This is a genomic window from uncultured Pseudoramibacter sp., from assembly GCF_903789625.1.
Classification (GTDB): domain Bacteria; phylum Bacillota; class Clostridia; order Eubacteriales; family Eubacteriaceae; genus Pseudoramibacter; species Pseudoramibacter fermentans.
Map to the genome: position 1 here is coordinate 16,621 of NZ_CAIFFF010000016.1, position 19,325 is coordinate 35,945.

General features: G+C 57.6%; 15 protein-coding genes. 7 read left to right on the forward strand and 8 right to left on the reverse strand.

Going from position 1 to position 19,325, the window contains the following annotated elements; genetic code table 11:
- The first annotated feature begins 95 nt into the window (after positions 1-95).
- The 3 genes from QZX60_RS08195 (at position 96) to QZX60_RS08205 (ending at position 2,531) form a co-directional block, all read left to right on the forward strand.
- Positions 96-605, forward strand: coding sequence for an SEC-C metal-binding domain-containing protein (locus tag QZX60_RS08195; RefSeq protein WP_295363548.1), 510 nt, complete (start codon positions 96-98; stop codon positions 603-605).
- Between the two features lie 33 nt (positions 606-638).
- A complete protein-coding gene (gene serS / locus QZX60_RS08200) occupies positions 639-1,919 on the forward strand; it encodes a serine--tRNA ligase (protein WP_295363551.1) in 1,281 nt (426 codons plus the stop codon).
- A 174-nt stretch (positions 1,920-2,093) separates the two neighbouring features.
- On the forward strand, positions 2,094-2,531 hold the full coding sequence (locus QZX60_RS08205; RefSeq protein ID WP_295363554.1) for an RpiB/LacA/LacB family sugar-phosphate isomerase: 438 nt from the start codon (positions 2,094-2,096) through the stop codon (positions 2,529-2,531).
- A gap of 182 nt (positions 2,532-2,713) precedes the next feature.
- Here QZX60_RS08205 and QZX60_RS08210 read toward each other — a convergent pair whose 3' ends face one another.
- The 8 genes from QZX60_RS08210 to QZX60_RS08245 all read right to left on the reverse strand — a co-directional run bounded on the left by QZX60_RS08210 (position 2,714) and on the right by QZX60_RS08245 (position 12,214).
- Positions 2,714-4,393, reverse strand: a complete 1,680-nt coding sequence (locus QZX60_RS08210; protein ID WP_295363557.1) for a ribulokinase — start codon at positions 4,391-4,393, stop codon at positions 2,714-2,716.
- Positions 4,394-4,439: 46 nt separating this feature from the next.
- Positions 4,440-5,234 (reverse strand): HAD-IIA family hydrolase, encoded by a 795-nt coding sequence (locus tag QZX60_RS08215; protein WP_295363560.1) that lies wholly within the window; start codon positions 5,232-5,234, stop codon positions 4,440-4,442.
- A 102-nt stretch (positions 5,235-5,336) separates the two neighbouring features.
- On the reverse strand, positions 5,337-6,527 hold the full coding sequence (locus tag QZX60_RS08220; RefSeq protein ID WP_295363563.1) for a sn-glycerol-1-phosphate dehydrogenase: 1,191 nt from the start codon (positions 6,525-6,527) through the stop codon (positions 5,337-5,339).
- Between the two features lie 49 nt (positions 6,528-6,576).
- A complete protein-coding gene (locus QZX60_RS08225) occupies positions 6,577-7,530 on the reverse strand; it encodes a sugar-binding transcriptional regulator (protein WP_295363566.1) in 954 nt (317 codons plus the stop codon).
- A gap of 435 nt (positions 7,531-7,965) precedes the next feature.
- The gene (locus QZX60_RS08230; RefSeq protein WP_295363569.1) at positions 7,966-9,351 is read right to left on the reverse strand and encodes an MATE family efflux transporter; all 1,386 of its coding nucleotides are present in this window, start codon (positions 9,349-9,351) and stop codon (positions 7,966-7,968) included.
- A gap of 134 nt (positions 9,352-9,485) precedes the next feature.
- Positions 9,486-10,373: a fructose bisphosphate aldolase gene (locus QZX60_RS08235; protein ID WP_295363572.1), complete on the reverse strand. Its 888-nt coding sequence runs from the start codon at positions 10,371-10,373 to the stop codon at positions 9,486-9,488.
- Between the two features lie 168 nt (positions 10,374-10,541).
- Positions 10,542-11,276 (reverse strand): SDR family NAD(P)-dependent oxidoreductase, encoded by a 735-nt coding sequence (locus QZX60_RS08240; protein ID WP_295363575.1) that lies wholly within the window; start codon positions 11,274-11,276, stop codon positions 10,542-10,544.
- A 26-nt stretch (positions 11,277-11,302) separates the two neighbouring features.
- Positions 11,303-12,214 (reverse strand): TIGR01212 family radical SAM protein, encoded by a 912-nt coding sequence (locus QZX60_RS08245; RefSeq protein ID WP_295363578.1) that lies wholly within the window; start codon positions 12,212-12,214, stop codon positions 11,303-11,305.
- Between the two features lie 169 nt (positions 12,215-12,383).
- Here QZX60_RS08245 and QZX60_RS08250 point away from each other — a divergent pair, with 169 nt between their 5' ends.
- The 4 genes from QZX60_RS08250 (at position 12,384) to QZX60_RS08265 (ending at position 19,199) form a co-directional block, all read left to right on the forward strand.
- Positions 12,384-13,655, forward strand: a complete 1,272-nt coding sequence (locus QZX60_RS08250; protein WP_295363581.1) for an adenylosuccinate synthase — start codon at positions 12,384-12,386, stop codon at positions 13,653-13,655.
- A 50-nt stretch (positions 13,656-13,705) separates the two neighbouring features.
- Complete coding sequence (locus QZX60_RS08255; RefSeq protein ID WP_295363584.1) at positions 13,706-14,824, forward strand: carbamoyl phosphate synthase small subunit; 1,119 nt, start codon at positions 13,706-13,708, stop codon at positions 14,822-14,824.
- Positions 14,815-18,075 (forward strand): carbamoyl-phosphate synthase large subunit, encoded by a 3,261-nt coding sequence (gene carB, locus QZX60_RS08260; RefSeq protein ID WP_295363588.1) that lies wholly within the window; start codon positions 14,815-14,817, stop codon positions 18,073-18,075. The genes QZX60_RS08255 and carB overlap by 10 nt, the downstream gene beginning before the upstream one ends.
- A 152-nt stretch (positions 18,076-18,227) precedes the next feature.
- A complete protein-coding gene (locus QZX60_RS08265) occupies positions 18,228-19,199 on the forward strand; it encodes a dTDP-glucose 4,6-dehydratase (protein ID WP_295363591.1) in 972 nt (323 codons plus the stop codon).
- Positions 19,200-19,325: the final 126 nt, after the last annotated feature.

Below are 19,325 nucleotides of genomic sequence, written 5' to 3' on the forward strand. Positions count from 1 at the left end.
AAACCCCCATCTCTAATTGTCCGGATTAAATATCTTTGTTATAATAAAAGCACATGCAAAAGAGAAATTCCACAATAGAGGAGAGGATAAAAAACATGAGTATTTACGCGGATTGGAAAAAGACCATCGAAGATCATTCCAAAAATCCGAAGGATCAGCAGACGTTCTGGGACGGCTTCTGCGAACGGGAAAAACACATTTACGAAGACATTCTCGGCCGTCAGGATCCCCACGTCGAAGGGACAGTCGCGGATCTGGCGCTGCGCTACGATATGCCGGAAACTGAAATTTTAGGCTACCTCGACGGCGCGCTGGAAAGCATCAAAGGGAAGCTGCCTGACCTCGACACCATCGAATCCGACACGATGATTGCCATGGATTACGATTTCGAAAAGCTGTACTACAACATGGTCAAGGTGCCGGCGCCGTGGCTTTACGGCTTGAGCGAATGGAATGACATCCTGGACAAAGACACCCAGAAGAAAATCTACAAGAAATGCCGCAACCGCAACACCATAGTCAAGGGCAAGAAAATCGGCCGCAACGATCCGTGCCCCTGCGGCAGCGGAAAGAAATACAAGAACTGTTGCGGCCGCAACGCATAATGCAATCAAGACGAAACGATAAGGAGTGTAGCCATGTTAGATATCAAACGTATTAGAGAAAACCCGGAAGCGGTGGTCAAGGCGCTGAACAGCCGCAACAGCGGGACATTTTCCGTCGATCACATTCTCGAACTCGACGACAAGCGCCGCGAAATCATCGGCCGCGTCGAACAGCTCAAGGCCAAGAAGAACCAGGTTTCCAGAGAAATCCCGCAGCGCAAGCTCGCCGGCGAAGACCTGCAGCCGCTGTTCAAGGAAATGAAGGAAGTCTCCGAAGACATCAAGAAGGACGACGACGCGCTGGCCGACATCGAAAAGCAGCTGCGCGACGAACTTTTGGTGCTGCCGAACATCCCGAACCCGGACATCGCCTACGGCCTCGACGACAGCGACAACCGCGAAGTGCGCAAATGGGGTGAACCCCGAAAATTCGATTTCGAACCGAAGGCCCATTGGGACCTCGGCACTGATCTCGGCATCCTCGATTTCGACCGGGCCCACAAGCTCACCGGCGCCCGCTTCTCGATGTTCTGCGGACAGGGCGCACACCTGGAACGGGCGCTGATCAACTTCATGCTCTACGTCCACACCGTCGAACAGGACTACACCGAAATGTCGACGCCTTACATGGTCAACCGCGCGTCGATGACCGGCACCGGCCAGCTGCCGAAATTTGAAGAAGACGCCTTCCACCTCGAAAAGGAAGACTTCTTCATGGTGCCGACCGCTGAAGTGCCGCTGACCAACACCTTCCGCGGCGAAATCCTCGACAACGACATGCTGCCGATCCACTTCACCGCCTACACACCGTGCTTCAGAGAAGAAGCGGGCTCCGCCGGACGCGACACCCGCGGCCTGATCCGCAACCACCAGTTCGACAAGGTGGAAATGGTCAAGTTCGCCCGTCCGAGCGAATCCTACGACGAATTGGAAAAACTGACCAACGACGCCGAAGAAATCCTCAAGCAGCTGAAGATCCCGTACCGCGTGGTCGAATTGTGCACCGGCGACGTCGGCTTCTCCGCGGCCAAGACCTACGACATCGAAGTCTGGATGCCGAGCTACAACCGCTACGTCGAAATCTCGTCCTGCTCCAACTGCGAAGATTTCCAGGCGCGCCGCGCGAACATCCGCTACCGCGACCCGATCACCAAGCACACCCAGTACGTCCACACCCTCAACGGCTCTGGGCTGGCTGTGGGCCGGACCTTTGCGGCAGTGCTCGAAAACTACCAGAACGCCGACGGCTCCGTCACGATTCCGGAAAAACTCGTCCACTTCATGGGCGGACTCACCAAAATCGAAGCCAAATAATCGTCGTTAGATCGACAGCACAAGGCGGCTGAATCCTCAGCCGTCTTTTTCTTTTGTCAAAATTATCCGGAATAATACGAGAAATTAAGGGAAAATTGGTCTGATTATATTGCATTAATTTCTAAAACGGCTTAAAATAAGATCATCAAATCAAACCAAATTGGAGGAATTCACATGAAAATTGCTGTAGGATGCGACCCGAACGCTCAGGCTTATAAAGAAGAAATGATCGAATACATCAAAAGCTTAGGCCACGAAGTCACCGATTTCGGCTCTGACGACGTGATCTACGCCCACGTGGCAACCAAGGTGGCCGAAGTGGTCGCCGCGAAGGAATACGACAGAGGGGTTCTGTTCTGCGGAACCGGGATCGGCGTCATGCTCGCGGCCAACAAGGTCAAAGGGGCTTACGCAGCCAACGTCTGGAACGTCTACTCCGCCAAACGCGCCTGCCTGTCCAACAACTGCAACATCATCACTCTGGGCTGCCAGGTCACCGGCGACATGCTCGGCAAGGAACTCATCGCCGCGTATTTAAACGAAACCTACGTGAGAAACGAACGCTCCGGCAAAAAGGTCGACGCCATCGTCGAATACGAACAGAACCACTAAATCTTCCGCCTCACTTTTTAAACCAATATCTCAAATCAATCCGCCGCCCCAGAGCTCAAAACCCCGGGGCGGCTTTTTTGTTTTGCCGCGCAAAAAAAGGACCCGGCGTGTCCGGGTCCTGAAAGAAAATCAAAATGATGAATAGGTATCAATATAAAGTTTTGAAAGCGGATGCGGTGGGATCAGTCCTGACCGAGCACATCCAGCTGAATACTCTTGAGCCGTTTCATCACGTCGTTGGCGCCGCGGCCGAAGTAGTCGTGAAGGGCTGCATATTCGGCGAAAAGCTTGTCGTACACCGCGCTGGCTTCGGGATTCGGCGTGTAGGTCTTTTCGGCGGGCTGAACCAAAACCTTGGTCGCGTCGAAAATGTTGTCGTAGCCGCCGCCCGCCTTTCCGGCCGCGAGGGAGCCGAGGACCGCCGCACCGAGGGCGCCGCCGTTTTCAGAGCTGGCCACCGAGATCGGCCGTTTGGTGACGTCGGCGAAAATCTGCATGAGCAGCGGGTTCTTGCGGCTCATCCCGCCGGTGGCGAAGATGTGGTCGGTGACGATGCCGGCTTTGTCGAAGGTTTCGAGAATCATCCGAGTGCCGTAGGCGATGGCTTCGATGAGGGCGCGGTACATTTCTTCCGGCTTGGTGGTCAGGCGCATGCCGAGCATCAGGCCCGTCAGGTCGTTGTCGACGAGGACGGAGCGGTTGCCGTTCCACCAGTCGAGGGCGAGGAGCCCCGATTCGCCGGGTTTGAGTTTGGCGGCCTTTTCCGTCAGGTATTGATGGATGTTCTGGCCGGCCTTGTGCGCCGCTTCGGCGTAGGACGCCGGCACGCAGTTGTCGACGAACCACGCGAGGTGATCGCCGAAGCCGGACTGGCCGCATTCGTAGCCGTAGAAGCCCGGCAGCATCCCGTCTTTGACGACGCCGAAGCAGCCGGGAACGACGGTTTCCTTCTTGGAAATGAGCATCTGGCAGCCCGAGGTCCCCATGATGAGGACCATCTGGTTTTCCTTGGGATCCTGGAGGGCGCCCGGCACGCCGGAGTGGGCGTCGATGATCGCGACGCCGACGGCGGTGCCTTTGTTAAGGCCGGTGATTCTGGCGCCGTTGTCGTCGATTTCCCCAGCCTTGGAGCCGATGGGCACGACCGGGTATTTCAGCTTCTTGGCGACGACGTTTTTAAGCTTCGACGAAAGCGCTTCGAAGAAGGCTTCGCTCGGGTAGCCTTCGCTGTCGCTGTAGAGGGCTTTGTAGCCGGCGGCGCAGGAATTGCGCACGTAGTGGCCGGTGATCTGGCCGACGATCCAGTCGCCGGCTTCGATGTATTCGTCCATGTCGGCGTAAAGTTCAGGATCTTCTTCAGCGATTTTCCACAGTCTCGGGAAAAGGGTTTCCGACGAGGCCTTGCCGCCGTAGCGCGCGAGGAATTTTTCGCCCCGGGCTTCGGCGATTTCGGTCAGGCGGTTGGCGTAGTCCTGAGCGCCGTGGTGTTTCCAAAGCTGGACGTAGGCCATGGGGTCGTCCTTGTATTTGTCGGTCATGCAAAGCGGGGTGCCGTCTTTGTCGATGGGCAGGACGGTGCAGGCGGTGAAGTCGATGCCGAGGCCGATGACTTCGTCAGGCGAGACGCCGTTGTTTTCGAGTACGCCCGGGATGACCGCCGAAAGGCTTTCGATGTAGTCCTGGGGGTGCTGGAGCGCGTAGTCCACCGGCAGCTTCTTGCCGCTCGGCAGCGCCGTATCCATGACGGCGTGGGCGTAGGGCTGTTCGCTGAGGCGCAGCTTCGCTTCGCCGGTTTCCGCATTGATTAAGATGGCGCGGGCGGATAAGGTTCCGAAATCCACGCCGATAACGTATTTTGCCATTGATTTCCTTCCTTTATAAGACGAATTTAGAAATTATAAAATAAATTTAGAGATACTGGCTCATTTCGCAGAGCGAATCGTAGATGCACGTCGGTTCGACGTCGGATTCGGCGACGGTCTGCATATCCGCTTCGCCGGTTAGAACGAGGAAGCCGTTGGCGCCGTTGTTGACCCCGGTGGCCACATCGGTGTAGAGCCGGTCGCCGACAAATCCCATTTTGTCCGCCGGGCATCCGGTAATTGCCGTGATCATGTCAACGGTTTCCTTCCACGGCTTGCCGAGGTATCTCGGTTCGACGCCGGTGGAGGCCGTGATCAGCGCACACATCGCCCCGCAGTCCGGCATGTAGTCGTCCTCGGTCGGGCAGTTGATATCCATGTGGGTCGCGATAAAGGGCACGCCGTTTCGGATGTAGTAGCAGATCTTGTCCATCTTTTCGTAGGTCATCGTCGTGTCGAAGCTCTGGACGCAGACGTCCGGCTTGTCATCGACGAGGTTCAGGCCGCGGGCCCGCCAGTTTTCTTCCAAAAGCGGCGTCCCGTTGAGCAGGATCTTCGCGCCCGGATAATTTTCATTTAAAAATTCCGCACAGACGTCGCCGGCCGTGACGATTTTGGACTCGTCGACGTCGAGGCCCATTTTCGCGAGCTTGTCGACGTAAACCTTCGGCACGCGGGAGGCGTTGTTGGTGAAGAAAATGTAATCCCGGTCCGGATCGGCGTCGACTTTGTGAATGAAGTCGAGGGAACCGTCGATCAGGTTGTTGCCCAGGTAGACGGTGCCGTCCATGTCGAGAACAAAGAGCTTGATGTCTTTTAAAGCTTGGTCTTTCGCTTGCATAGGACTCCTTTATTTCGTATTAATATTAAAATTGTTTACAAATCGGATAAAAAGCAAAGCGGAAGCACCTGCCGAGGGGGCAGATGCTTTCGCTAGATTGACTTAGTCGTAAAGTTCAGCGGTGATCTTGTCGGCGATTTCTTCGAGGCGGCCGTGTTCCTTCGCGAATTCCATGACGGAGTAGCGCGGACGGACGGTGTAGCCCTTGAGCAGGCTGTTGTGGAAGAGTTCTCTGGAGATGCCGATTTCCTTCGGTGAGACCGGTGCGCCGCCGTCGCGGAGGAGTTTTTCGATTTCTTCGTGACGTGGGCAGAGCGCGCCAGTACCTTCCGGCAGGATGTCGGCCAGTTCTTCGAAGAAGCGGGCGATGACCGGTGTGGCGACACCAACCTGGGTACCGTGGTGGATCGGGTTCAAGCCGCGGTCGACGTAATCCATTTCCCAGAAGTGGGAGAGCATGTGTTCCGCGCCGGATGCCGGGCGGGAGATGCGGATCAATGCCATCGCGACGCCGGTTAAGGTCAGCGCTTCGATCAAGTATTTGATGGCTTCTTCATCGCGCTGCGGCAGCAGGTTGGATTTGGAGAAGCATTTGTCCAGAGCGCGCTGTACGAGAGTGACACAGGTGTTGCAGCGGTAGTCGCCCTTGACCTTGACGGCCAGATCCCAGTCGGCCAATGCGGTGATCTTGCCGACGACATCGCCGAAGCCGGCCGCGATCAGTTCCTGCGGCGCATCCTTCATGATGTTGGTGTCGCCGATGACGCCGTAGGCGAGGTGTGCCGGGTAGGAGATTTTTCTGCCGGCGCTCATCAGCGGGGCGCCGTCGGAAACGTAGCCGTCCATTGAAGGTGCCGTGCCGACGATGATGTACGGCAGGTGGCAGTGGAATGAAACGTATTTGCAGGAATCGTTGATGGAGCCGGAGCCGACGCCGACGATCAGGCGGGTGTCTTCAGGGGTCGGGCCGGAGAGTTCCTGGAGGATGCGTCCGACAACGGATTCGTCCGGAATCAGGATGTCGTCGCCGCGGTCGAACAAGAGTTCCTTGACGTTGAAGCCAGCGTCGACCATGATCTGGTGCGCCTGTTTGCCGGCGGCTTCATAGGTGTTGTTGTCGTAGACCATCAGGATCTGGCCTTCTTTGAAAGGCGCAGCAATTTCAGGCAGCTTGTTGATGGTGCCGCTGCCGATGGCGACGTCGTGAATCGAGAAGTTGTGATGTCTCCCGCAGGAGCAGTCAAACTCCGTTTGCGCCATATCATTTAAATCCAGATTGAGTATTTCATCCATTTTAACAAATCTCCTTATAAAACAAATTGGTTTAAACAAAAGAAATAATTTAATTATTCTCCGCCAGCTGCGTCGCGCAGTCGACGTCGGTAATTAGCGTGTTGATGTATTTCCCCTCGATGGCGCCCTTGATGGCGTTGAGCTTTTCGAGGCCCGAGGCCACGCCGATGGCGTGGGGTACCTTCCTGAGTTTTTTGATTTCGATGCCGATGACGGTGTTCTGCTTTTTAAAGGGCGCCGTGTCGCCGTGTTCGTCGAAAAACTGCATGCAGATATCGCCGGCCACGCCCGCCTTTTTCATCGCGTTCATTTCCTGTTCGGTGTAATAGCCGGTGGCCATGATCGCCGACGTCTTGTTCGGGTAGCCGATGCCGACTAAAGCAATATCCAGCGAATCGCACATTTTGATCACCCGGGCGATGCTGGTTTCGTGGAGAAACTCGTCGCGGATGGTGCGGTTGGCGACCCGGGCCGGCGCGTGCATCGGGATGAATTTGCCGTCTCCAAATCTGCGGGCCATGAGCTGAACGAGGGTGTTGGAGTGCAGCTCACTGCGCAGATGTCCCATGCCGCCGATCATCGGGACGAAGAACACGTTCTTCGCCGAGCAGGCGTCAAGGTGTTTGGCCGTCTCGTAGAGGGTCGAGCCCATGGAGACGCCGACGACGTCGCGGTCCACGACGATGCGCTTCAGGTAGTCGGCCGCAACCTGGCCGAGCTCTTCCTTCTGCTTGACGGGATCGTCGTAATGGTCGACGACGACAACCTCCTTCAGGCCGTAAATCGATTCGATCTTGTGCTCGAGCTCGACGTAATTCGTCATTTCGAGGTTCTTGATCGTGATGGTGACGACGCCGGTCGCGCGGGCGTTGCTGATAATTCTGGAGATGGTCGGACGGGAGAGTCCGAGCTTCGTCGCGATCGATTTCTGGCTTAAATTTTGATTGTAATACATATCGCAAATTTTGATCATGAGTCGTTCGTCGTTAACAATTTTCTTCATCTGTCTGTTCCTTATAAATAATCAATCGCTGCAATGTGTAAACCTAAGATCATCGTTCTGATTTCCCAGAATGATGTTGTTTTCATTATATCGTCATCCTGATGCAAAGTCAATATACACTTTTACATTTATTCACAAAATTCGGAAGAAAATCGTTTAAATTGGCCGATATTTAGACAAAATGAAAAATACTTTTGCTTTTGTAAAAATTAAATTAGACGAAAGAAAAAATTACACAAAAAACCGAGAAAATGGCCTTGACAACAGATACCCCTATGGGTAGAATAAAAATATCTTCTGAAACGCAATTTTAGATGATTCAGAAGCTGATTTCTAAAGAAAGCGGGGGGCGTGCCCGCATCCGAAGAGATCCCTTATAAAAATGCAGAAAAGCCTCGGGAACCCCCGGGGCTTTTTGCTTTGCCGTTTTTTGATTTATTTTTTTGTCGATTGGGCACCGTCCGCCGGCAGCCTGCGGTAGACGGTGAGCATCATCGTCGTGAAGCTCGCCAGCCCGCCGATGACGTTGGAGATCGGCTCGGCCGCGAACACGCCGGTGACGCCGAGCCATTTGGGCAGCAGCACCGTCAGCGGCACGACGATGAAGGCCTTGCGCAGCAGTGAGAAGAAAATCGCCTGCTTCGGCTTGCCCAGGGCCTGGAACGTCGTTTGGCCGGTGTACTGAAAGCTCATGAACACGAACCCGAAAAAGTAGACGCGCACGGCGTGCTGGCCCGCGGCGATCATTCGGGCGCTTCCGGTGAAGATCGCCATCAGCAGGTGGGGACAGGCCGAGATGAAAATCCAGATCCCGAGGCTGAAGGCAAAGGTCAGCGCAAACATGATGCGGATGCTCCTTTTGACGCGGTCGTAGGCCTTGGCGCCGTAATTGTAGCCGATGACCGGCGACGTCCCCGAGGTCAGCCCCAAAGCCGGCAGCTCCGCCATCTGGCGGATCGAATTGATGACTGTCATGATCCCGACGTAGAGGCTGCCGCCGATGGCCGACAGCGTCGCGTTGTAGACGATCTGGACGAGGGCGTTGGTGCAGTTCATGATGAAGCCCGAGGTGCCCAGTGCGGCGATGCGCCGGACGAGCCCGCCCTCGAGGTGCAGAGACGGCCGGTCGATTTTCAGCACCGCCCGGTCGCCGGTCATGAACCGGAAGACCCACAGCGCCGCCGCGAATTGGGAAATCACCGTGGCGACAGCCGCGCCGGCGACCCCCAGGCCCAGCGCGAAGATGAACACCGGGTCGAGGGCGAAGTTGATGACGACGCCGAGCACCGTCGTGATCATCCCCGTGCGCGGGAAGCCCTCGGCGTTGATAAAGGGGGTGAGCCCCGTTGCGAACATCGAGAACACCGTCCCGATCAAATAGATCCGGGTGTAGGCCACCGCGTAGGGCAGGGTGTGGGCGTCGGCGCCGAAGAGGATCAGCACCGGCTTCTCGAAGCAGTAGCCCACCGCCATCAGGACGAAGGACGTGCCGACGAGCAGCGCCGTCGTGTTGCCGAGGATTTTCTTCGCGCGGGCGTCGTCTCCGGCGCCCCGGGCGATGGCGAACAGCGGCGCGCCGCCGGTGCCGTAGAGGTTGGTGAAGGCGGCGATGATCGTGATGATCGGGAAGACCAGCCCGACCCCGCTCAGGGCCGCCTCGCCCGTGCCCGGCATGTGGCCGATGTAGATGCGGTCCACGATGTTGTAGAGCATCTGGGCGATCTGGGCGAGCATCACTGGCACCGCCTGATGAAGAATGATGCGCGTCAAGCTGCCCTGGGCGAAATCCGACGGGTCCGACTTGCGCGCGGCGTCAGCCATATCACCGCCTCCTTTCTTTATCAATTATTTAATAAATCCTAACAAGTGCTTAACTTACACTAAAATAATAATATTAGTTTAGAACAAAAAAAGAGCCGCTGCAAGCGGCAGCGGCTGAGAAGCACAAATTCCGTTTATTTGATGCTGGCCTGATAAATTTTGTCGATGGAATCGGCGAGCATGTAGTTGAAATCCTTGTCGTTCATGCGGCAGGTCAGCCCTTCGGTCAGCGCTCTCGAGAAACTGGCGATCAGGCCCGGGTTCTGGGCGAGTTTGGCGCAGGCGTCCTTGCGGGTGTAGCCGCCGGACAGGGCGACGACGCGCACGACGTGTTTGTCCTTCATGATGTCGGAATAGAGCCCGGCTTCCGTCGGAATCGTCACCTTGAACATGACCTTGTCGCCGTCTTCCAACGCGGCAAGATGGGATTTGAATTCGGCGTGGAGCAGTTTTTCCGCTTCGGCCTTGTCTTCGGCGTGGATGTCGACTTCCGGTTCGATGATCGGCACGAAGCCCGCGGCGATGATGCGTTTGGCGATGTCAAACTGCTGGTCGACGATGGCTTTGATGCCGGCTTTGTTGGCCGAGTGGATCACCGAGCGCATTTTCGTCCCGAAGATGTGGCGCTTCGCGGCGCGTTTCAGCAGATCGTCGAGCTGCGGCATCGGCTTCATCATCTGGACGCCGTCCTTTTCTTCGGCCAGGCCCTTGTCGACCTTCAAAATCGGGATGATGCCCTTGACGTCCCAGAGGTAGTCGGCGGTGTATTTGTCTTCCACCTTGCGGTCCATCGTATTTTCAAATAGAATCGCGGCCAGGATTTTGTCGCTGGTGAAGGACGGGCTGGTCATGATGCGGGTGCGCATTTCGTGAACCAGGTCGAACATCTGGTCGTCGTTGCGATAGCGGGTCTTTGGAATGCCGTAGGCCTTCAGCGCCTTCGGTGTGCTGCCGCCGCTTTGATCGAGTGCGGCAATGAACCCTGGTTCTTTCTGCATGCGGTCTAATTGTTTTTGATTCATTAAATTCCCTCCTCATCGCATTTGCGAAAACGTATTTATGGGTATACCCTATTTCCCCAATTGTACTTTTAATTGTACATCAAAAAGCCCGAAACTTCAAGATAACGCCGCCCACAAATAGGTGTAACTTCAAGACATCAAACTGTGGTTTTTAGACCTGAGGGCGGATTAGATCCAGCCGCCGTCGAGGCGGATCACCTGGCCGGTCAGGTAGTCGGGCATTTCCAGCAGGCGCACGACGGCCGCCGCGGCCTCTTTGGGGGTGCCGAAACGGTCCGCCGGGATTTCGGCGCGGATGGCCTCGCGCTCAGCGTCGTTGTACTCGGCGTTCATCGCTGTGTCGATGAAGCCGCAGGCGAGGGCGTTGATCGGGATGTGGCTCGGCGCCAGTTCCTTGCCCAGAGCCCGGGTGAAGGCGGCGACCCCGCCCTTGGTCGCCGAGTAGGCGGCCTCCGCCGCGGCGCCGACGTCGCCCCAGACCGACGAAATGTTGACGATGGCCCCGCTGCCGCCGGCTAGGAATTTCGGGATGGCCAGCCGGGAGGTGTAGAAGCAGGACGAGAGGTTGGTGCGCATCAAATCGTCCCAGGCCTCGGGGGTGAGGTCTTGAATGAGGCCGGTGACCGAGCGCCCGGCGTTGTTGATTAAAATGTCGAGGCGGTGAACGTGGGCGTCAAACAGCGCCGCGACCTGTTCGGCGTCCCCGGCGTCGCAGCGCACCGGCGTGACCGGCACTTCGTAAGTGGCCGACAGCCTGACCGACAAGTCGGTCAGCGCGTCCATCGAACGTTCGCAGGTCAAAATCAAATGGCAGCCCCTTTGAGCGAGGGCTTCGGCGATGGCGGCACCGATGCCCCGGGAGGCGCCGGTGACCAAGGCCGTTTTGTTGGCAAAATCGTGCATGTTGTTTTCCCTTCTATATGTAAATATTAAGCCCGGGCGATTTTCGCGCGCAGGGTGTTGAGCACCAGCCGCTTGTTGGCGGACCATTTCGGCGCGATCAAAAGCCGCTTCGGTGCGTCGCCGGTGAGCCGGTGGATGACGGTGGCCTCGGGCAGCCGCTTCAGACAGTCGACGACAAGGTCGGTGTAGGCCTCGAAGGTGAACACCGGGAAGGGGGCTTTGAGGTAGGCCTCGCCCATGGCTGTCCCCTTGAGCACGTGGAGCAGCTGCAGCTTGATGCCCGGCAGGGTCGGCGAGAGTGTTGAGAGATAATCGACCGTCTCGAGCATCATCGCCCGCGTTTCGCCGGGCAGGCCGAGGATCACGTGCACGACCGCCGGGATGCCGGCCTCGGCCAGCCGCTTGTAGGCTGATTCGAACACTCCGAGGGTGTAGCCCCGGTGAAAGGCTTCGGCGGTGGCCTTGTGGACAGTCTGCAGGCCCAGCTCCACCCAGACGGGCTTGACGCGGTTTAAGTCCGCGAGCATGTCGAGCACGGGATCGGGCAGGCAGTCCGGGCGGGTGCCGACCGCGAGGCCGACGATTTCGGGCCGGGCGATGGCTTCGCGGTAGAGGGCCCCCAGCCGGGCGAGCTCCGCGCCGTTTCTGACGTAGGTGTTGGTGTAGGACTGGAAGTAGGCGATGTAGCGGCGGTCTTCCGGAGCGATGTGCTTCGGGAATTTCGGGTCGACCAGGGCTTTGGCCGCAGCCAGCTGTTCGCCTAGGGGCGCGGGGTCCGCGGCGAAATCGCCGGAGCCGCCGGCCGAGCAGAAGGTGCAGCCGCCGGTGCCGAGGGTGCCGTCCCGGTTGGGGCAGGTGCACCCCGAGGAGAGGGACAATTTGTAGACCTTGGTGTGATAACGGCGCTTCAGCGCCTCAGATAAAGTTAAGATTTTCATGACTCCCCTGACAATTAAAAAAATTAAAATTTTATGGGTTTTGTCTATTATATTCCAATGTTGGCGCTTTATCAAAATAAATGTGTGTGTTATAATGACCACAGTATTGTGGTTTTTTTTGGAAAAATAAAACTGGCGGCGCAAGCTGCCGGGAAAGGATGTAATAAACATGGCAGTAACTGTACTCGTAGGCGCTCAGTTTGGAGACGAAGGCAAAGGCAAGATCATCGATTATCTCTGCGACCAGCAGGATTTGATCGTGCGTTTTCAGGGCGGCGACAACGCCGGCCACACCGTCGTCAACGACGCAGGCACCTTCAAATTTCACCTGGTCCCGAGCGGGATCTTCAATAAAAACGGCGAATGCCTCGTCGGCACCGGCACCGTCGTCAATTTAGACGTGCTCGCTGAAGAAATGCAGCAGGTCGAAGACGCGGGCGTCTCGACAGACAACCTGAAGATTTCCGGCAAGGCCCATCTGCTGATGCCTTACCATCAGGAGCTCGACGCGCTGATGGAAAGCCACGGCGGCATCGGCACGACCAAACGCGGCATCGGCGTCTGCTACGCCTTTAAAATGCTGCGCAAGAACCTGAGAGCGGAAGACCTCCTCGATCTGGACCGCGCTCATGACAAGATGCTCAACTACCTCGACGTCGTGAACAAAATGCTCGTCGCTTACGGCGGCGAAGCCGTCACCATCGAACAGGTCGACGCGAAGCTTAAAGGCTGGGCCGACAAGTTCGCGGACCGCATCGTCGAACCGATCTCTTACATCCACAGCTATTTGGATCAGGACAAGAACATCCTGTTCGAAGGACAGCTGGCCGCGATGAAGGACATTGACCAGGGGATTTACCCCTACGTCACCTCGTCCTGCCCGTCCGGCGCCTACGCGGCGGTTACCGGCGGTTTCCCGGCGAAGAAAATCGACAAGGTCATCGGCGTCGCCAAGGCCTTCTCCTCAGCCGTCGGCGCTGGCCCCTTCCCAACTGAAGACGAAGACAGCCCGCAGCTGGCGATCATCCGCGGCGACGGCACCAAGGACGACGACGAATTCGGCGCCAGAACCGGCCGCTCCCGCCGTCTGGGCTGGCTCGACCTGCCGATCATCCGCTACACCAATTTGGTCAACGGCTTTGACGAATTGGCTCTGTGCAAGCTCGACAAGCTGGACTTCCTCGAAAGCATCAAGGTCTGCACCGGCTACAAGCTGGACGGCAAGAAAATCGACTACTTCCCGAACACCGACGATCTGGAACGGGTCGAACCGATTTACGAAGAACTGCCGGGCTGGCAGACCTCGACGACCGACGTGCGCAAGATCGACGACCTGCCGGAAAACGCAAAGAACTATATCAAATTCATCGAAGACCAGGTGGGCGCGCCGATTCACTACGTCGGCGTCGGCCCGGACCGCGATTCTCTCGCTGTAAGATAGGAGTGATGGGACCGTTTGGCGTTTAGCATTGCAAGAGAAAGAGGTATCTGATGTCATATTTTAAAAAGGATAAACGGGCCTACCTGCTCCTGGCGGACGGCTCAATTTATCAGGGCTATCATTTTGGCTGCGAAGGCACCACCATCGGCGAGATCGTCTTTACCACCGGGATGACCGGCTACCAGGAAGTGCTGACTGACCCGTCCTACTGCGGGCAGATCGTCATGCAGACCTACCCGTTAATCGGCAATTACGGGATCAACAGCAGCGATATGGAAAGCTCGAAGAGCTGGGTCAACGGCTACATCGTTCGGGAATGGTGCGAAGCGCCGTCCAACTTCAGAGAAGCGGGGACGATCGACGCCTTCCTGAAAAGCCAGGGCAAGGTCGGCATCTGGGATGTGGACACCCGCCAGCTGACCCGGAAGATCCGCCGTCAGGGGACGATGAATGGCGCCATCACCACCGAGGACGTGTACGCCCACAAGGACGAGCTGCTGGAAAAGATCCGCAGCTACAAAATCGTCAACCCGGTGCCGAAGGTGTCCGTCTCCAAGCTGGACTGGTATTACGAACGGGAAAACCGCGCGAACCACGTCGCCCTGATGGATTTCGGCTACAAGCACAACATTCTCGAAAAGCTGCTCCAGTTCGGCTGCAACGTGACGGTCATGCCCTGGGACGCGACGATGGAAGATATCCGCGAGCTCAACCCGGACGGCATCATGCTGTCCAACGGCCCGGGGGACCCGACGGACAACGTCAAGGTCATCGACAACATCAAGCGGTTCATCGACTACGGCAAGCCGATTTTCGGCATCTGCCTCGGACATCAGCTGATGGCGCTGGCCAACGGCGCCAAAACCGAAAAAATGCCATTCGGCCACCGCGGCCTCAACCAGCCGGTCAAGGATTTAACCCAGGACCGGGTCTACATCACCAGCCAGAACCACGGCTACGCGGTGGTGAACAACACGGTGGACCCGTCGGTTGGGCAGATCACCCACATCAACATGAACGACGGCACCTGCGAAGGCATCGCCTACCCGGACATCCACGCCTTCACAGTCCAGTTCCATCCGGAAGCGAGCGCCGGCCCGAACGACACCCGCTATCTGTTTGAAAAATTCACCGATTTAATGGAAAGGGGACAGGAAGGATGCCTTTAAAGAAAGAACTGAAGAAAGTACTGGTCATCGGTTCCGGCCCGATCATTATCGGACAGGCGGCGGAATTTGACTACGCCGGCACTCAGGCCTGCAAGGCGCTGCGCCAGGCGGGGCTGGAGGTCGTGCTCATCAACTCCAACCCGGCGACGATCATGACCGACAAGGCGATGGCCGACGAAGTCTACATCGAACCGCTGACCGAGGACGTCGTCAAGCGGGTCATCCTGAAGGAAAAGCCCGACGGGGTGCTGTCGACCCTCGGCGGCCAGACGGGATTGAACCTGTCGATGGCCCTGGCGCGCAGCGGCTTCCTCGAAGCACACGGCGTCGAGCTCCTCGGCGCGGACGTGGAAACCATCGACAAGGCCGAAGACCGACAGGCCTTTAAGGACACGATGCGCCAGATCGGCGAACCGACGATTCCGTCCAAGGTCGTCGAATCCGTCGACGACGCGATGGATTTCGCGGCCTCCATCGGCTACCCGGTCATCGTCCGCCCGGCGTTCACCCTCGGCGGCACCGGCGGCGGCATCGCCGCGACCCCGAACGACCTGCACCGCATCGCGACCCGCGGGCTGCGGCTCTCGCCGATTCATCAGGTCTTAATCGAACGGGACATCTCCGGCTGGAAGGAAATCGAATTCGAAGTCATGCGGGACGGCAAGGGCAACGTCATCACCGTCTGCTCGATGGAAAACTTCGACCCGGTCGGCATCCACACCGGCGACTCCATCGTCGTCGCACCGTGCCAGACCCTGTCGGACAAAGAGTACCAGATGCTCAGAACTTCGGCGCTGAAAATCATCTCGACCCTCAAAGTCGAAGGGGGCTGCAACTGCCAGTTCGCCCTGAACCCTGACAACTTCAACTACGCGGTCATCGAAGTCAACCCGAGAGTCTCCCGCTCGTCGGCGCTGGCCTCGAAGGCCACCGGCTACCCGATCGCCAAGATCGCCAGCCTCATCGCCGTCGGCTTCAGCCTCGACGAAATCACCAACGACATCACCGGCAAGACGCCGGCCTGCTTCGAACCGGTTATCGACTACATCGTCGTCAAATTCCCGAGATGGCCTTTCGACAAATTCGTTTACGCGAGACGGACTCTCGGCACGCAGATGAAGGCCACCGGGGAAATCATGGCCATCGGCAACAGCTTCGAACAGGGCATGATGAAGGCCATCCGCTCCATCGAGCTGGGCTTCGACACCTTGTCGGTCGAAAAATACCGCAAGGCCTCGGACGAAGAAATTGTCGAAGCTTTGGGCCGCAAGGACGACGAACGCTGCTTTGTGGTCTACGAGGCGCTGTACCGCGGCATCCCGATGGATCAGATCCACGCGATCACGATGATTGACATGTGGTTCCTCGACAAGCTGCGCCACCTGGCGATCATGGAACGGGATTTGACCGAAAAGGGCATCGGCGACGACCGCGCGGCCGAACGCATCACCGTCGCGCGCCAGCTCGGCTTCCTCGATTCGACGATCGCCCGGCTGACCCACCTGCCCTACAACCCGAAGACCTGCCACGTCGAGCTGCCAGAAGCCGTCGAAAAGCAGATCACAATGCCGGAATACGCGTCCTTCAAAATGGTCGACACCTGCGCCGGGGAATTCGACGCGGAAACGCCGTACTTCTACTCGACTCGGGACACCGAAAACGAAGCGGAAGAATTTTTGGAAGAACACGCCAGCAGCAAAAAGCGGATCATGGTCTTCGGCTCCGGCCCGATCCGCATCGGCCAGGGGATCGAATTCGACTACTGCGCCGTGCACTGCGCCTGGGCGCTGCGGGAGCTTGGCTACGAAGCCATCATCGTCAACAACAACCCGGAAACGGTCTCGACCGACTTCGACACTTCGGATCGGCTGTACTTTGAACCGCTGACTGCGGAAGACGTCCGGGCCATCGTCGAAACGGAACAGCCCGACGGCGCTATCGTCCAGTTCGGCGGCCAGACGGCTATCAAGCTGACCCAGCACCTCGACGAAATCAAGGTGCCGATTCTCGGGACCGACCCGAAATACATCGACGCGGCGGAAGACCGCGAGCTCTTCGACGAATGCCTCGAACGCTGCGGCATTCCGCGTCCGAAGGGCGGCACCGTCTTCAAGACTGAAGAAGCGGTCGAAGAAGCCAACCGCCTCGGCTACCCGGTCCTCTTGAGACCTTCTTACGTCCTCGGCGGGCAGAACATGATCATCGCCCACACCGACGACGACGTCCGCGAATACATGGGCATCATCACCTCCCACGAAATCACCAACCCGGTGCTCATCGACAAATACCTGATGGGCAAGGAAGTGGAAGTCGACGCGATCTGCGACGGCGAAAACTACCTGATTCCGGGGATCATGGAACACGTCGAAAAGGCCGGGGTCCACTCCGGCGACTCGATTTCGGTCTACCCGCCGCACACCCTGTCCGAAAAGGTGCAGCAGACCATCATCGACTACACCGGCAAGCTCGCGAAAGAGCTCCACGTCATCGGCCTGATGAACATCCAGTTCGTCGTGATGGACGAAACGGTCTACGTCATCGAAGTCAACCCGCGTTCCAGCCGGACCGTCCCGTACATTTCCAAGGTGACCGACGTGCCGATGGTCGACATGGCTACCCGGATTATGATGGGCGAAACCCTGAAGGATATGGGCGTCGAACACTCCGGGCTGCATCCGGTGAAGGATCACGTCGCGGTCAAGGTGCCGGTCTTCAGCTTCTCGAAGCTGGAAGACGTCGATACCCAGCTCGGGCCGGAAATGAAATCCACCGGGGAAGTTCTCGGTGTCGCAAAAACCTTCGAAGACGCGATCTACAAGGGCTTCGTCGCCAGAGCCGGCCAGGACATCGTCCGCCAGGGCGCGGTGCTGCTCACGGTGCGAGACCGAGACAAGCCGGAAATCATCGACATCGGGCGCCGGTTCCACGATCTCGGCTTCAAACTCAACGCGACCGTCGGCACGGCGAAGGTGCTGCGCGAAAACGGGCTGCCGGTTCACGTGGTCAGACGCTTGTCCGAAGCGCGGCCGAACATCGGCGACCTCCTCGAAAACCGGGAAGTCGACTACGTCGTCTCCACCTCGACGAAGGGGCGCCAGCCGGGCATCGACGAAGTCAAAATGCGACGGAAGGCCGTCGACAATTCCGTCACGCTGATGACGGCGCTGGATACGGTCCGGGCATTGCTGGGCTGCCTCGAAAGCAAGCGCAACCTCTCGGATATTCCCCTCGTCGACATCACGAAGATCTGATTGTTTAAAAGATTTGCAATTTATACGCCAGTTCATGAAATGAGCTGGCTTTTTTATGTGATTCTTAAATAAGATACGATATAATATAATCAGATTAAATTAAAAACACGCGCCTTATGCGCTTCACGATTACGGACAGGAGGGACAGACACATGAAAATCATTGCAGCCGGCGGCGCCGGCTTTGTGGGCAGCAATTTCATACATTATTGGCGCAAGCATCACCCGTGGGACACGCTGGTCTGCGTCGACGCGCTGAAACGTCGCAGCAATCTGAGAAACCTCGGCGACGCCTTTGAAGCGCCGGATTTCGCTTTCATCGAAGCGGACATCACCGATCAGGCGACGATCGAGAGCATCCTCAAGGTCGAAAAGCCCGACGTCGTGATCAATTTCGCGTCGGTCGGCCGAAAAAGCGGCGGGGTGGACGCCTGCCTGGACACGAACGTGAACGGGACTGTGCGGCTGGTCGAAGCCTGCGTGAATTGCGGCGTGCCGCGGTTTCATCAGGTGTCGACGGCGGACGTGTACGCGGCGATCGCCCTCGGGGATGACCACCAGATTTACGAAACCGAGGCGCCAAAGCCGGATTCGGTTTACGCGGCGTCCAAAGCGGCGGCGGACAATTTCGTCCTCGCCTACGGCAGCCACCGCGCCATCGCTGTGACGATCTCGCGGAGCACGGCCAATTACGGACCGGCGCAGGAGCCCAACGCGCTGATCCCTGAGACGATCATCCACGCGCTGCACAATCAGGACATCGACGCGCCGGGGACGGGGCAGAACGTGCGCGACTGGACTTTCGTCGACGACCACTGCCGCGCCATCGACCGGATTTTGTTCAACGGCGAGCCCGGCGAGATTTACAACATCGCCAGCGGCTCGGAAAAGAGCGACCTCGAAACGGTGCAGGCCCTCTGCGACGCCTTCGGCAAATCCGCCGGGCAGCTCGATAATGCGCCGGCACCCGGCCCGAAGGATAAGCTGTTCACGGTCAACGCCGACAAGATTCACGATGAGCTGAACTGGACGCCGCGGACGTCCTGGAGCTCAGGCATTCAAAACACCTGCGACTGGTACCTGCACCATATGGACTGGTGGGACGATCAGAACAGTCAAAAATAAAGGGCTGTGGGGCTGCACGGCAAAAAATATGAATAGATAGTCAAAAGCCGCTCTGTCATAGGACAGGGCGGCTCAGACTGTAGACAAACGAGGCTCTGAGAAAATACTCAGAGCCTCGTTTGATTT

What these genes read in the sequence shown, in the direction of transcription:
- QZX60_RS08195 (WP_295363548.1), top strand. Translation starts at nt 96, where the DNA reads ATGAGTATTTACGCGGATTGGAAAAAGACCATCGAAGATCATTCCAAA.
- serS (WP_295363551.1), top strand. Translation starts at nt 639, where the DNA reads ATGTTAGATATCAAACGTATTAGAGAAAACCCGGAAGCGGTGGTCAAG.
- QZX60_RS08205 (WP_295363554.1), top strand. Translation starts at nt 2,094, where the DNA reads ATGAAAATTGCTGTAGGATGCGACCCGAACGCTCAGGCTTATAAAGAA.
- QZX60_RS08210 (WP_295363557.1), bottom strand. Translation starts at nt 4,393, where the DNA reads ATGGCAAAATACGTTATCGGCGTGGATTTCGGAACCTTATCCGCCCGC.
- QZX60_RS08215 (WP_295363560.1), bottom strand. Translation starts at nt 5,234, where the DNA reads ATGCAAGCGAAAGACCAAGCTTTAAAAGACATCAAGCTCTTTGTTCTC.
- QZX60_RS08220 (WP_295363563.1), bottom strand. Translation starts at nt 6,527, where the DNA reads ATGGATGAAATACTCAATCTGGATTTAAATGATATGGCGCAAACGGAG.
- QZX60_RS08225 (WP_295363566.1), bottom strand. Translation starts at nt 7,530, where the DNA reads ATGAAGAAAATTGTTAACGACGAACGACTCATGATCAAAATTTGCGAT.
- QZX60_RS08230 (WP_295363569.1), bottom strand. Translation starts at nt 9,351, where the DNA reads ATGGCTGACGCCGCGCGCAAGTCGGACCCGTCGGATTTCGCCCAGGGC.
- QZX60_RS08235 (WP_295363572.1), bottom strand. Translation starts at nt 10,373, where the DNA reads ATGAATCAAAAACAATTAGACCGCATGCAGAAAGAACCAGGGTTCATT.
- QZX60_RS08240 (WP_295363575.1), bottom strand. Translation starts at nt 11,276, where the DNA reads ATGCACGATTTTGCCAACAAAACGGCCTTGGTCACCGGCGCCTCCCGG.
- QZX60_RS08245 (WP_295363578.1), bottom strand. Translation starts at nt 12,214, where the DNA reads ATGAAAATCTTAACTTTATCTGAGGCGCTGAAGCGCCGTTATCACACC.
- QZX60_RS08250 (WP_295363581.1), top strand. Translation starts at nt 12,384, where the DNA reads ATGGCAGTAACTGTACTCGTAGGCGCTCAGTTTGGAGACGAAGGCAAA.
- QZX60_RS08255 (WP_295363584.1), top strand. Translation starts at nt 13,706, where the DNA reads ATGTCATATTTTAAAAAGGATAAACGGGCCTACCTGCTCCTGGCGGAC.
- carB (WP_295363588.1), top strand. Translation starts at nt 14,815, where the DNA reads ATGCCTTTAAAGAAAGAACTGAAGAAAGTACTGGTCATCGGTTCCGGC.
- QZX60_RS08265 (WP_295363591.1), top strand. Translation starts at nt 18,228, where the DNA reads ATGAAAATCATTGCAGCCGGCGGCGCCGGCTTTGTGGGCAGCAATTTC.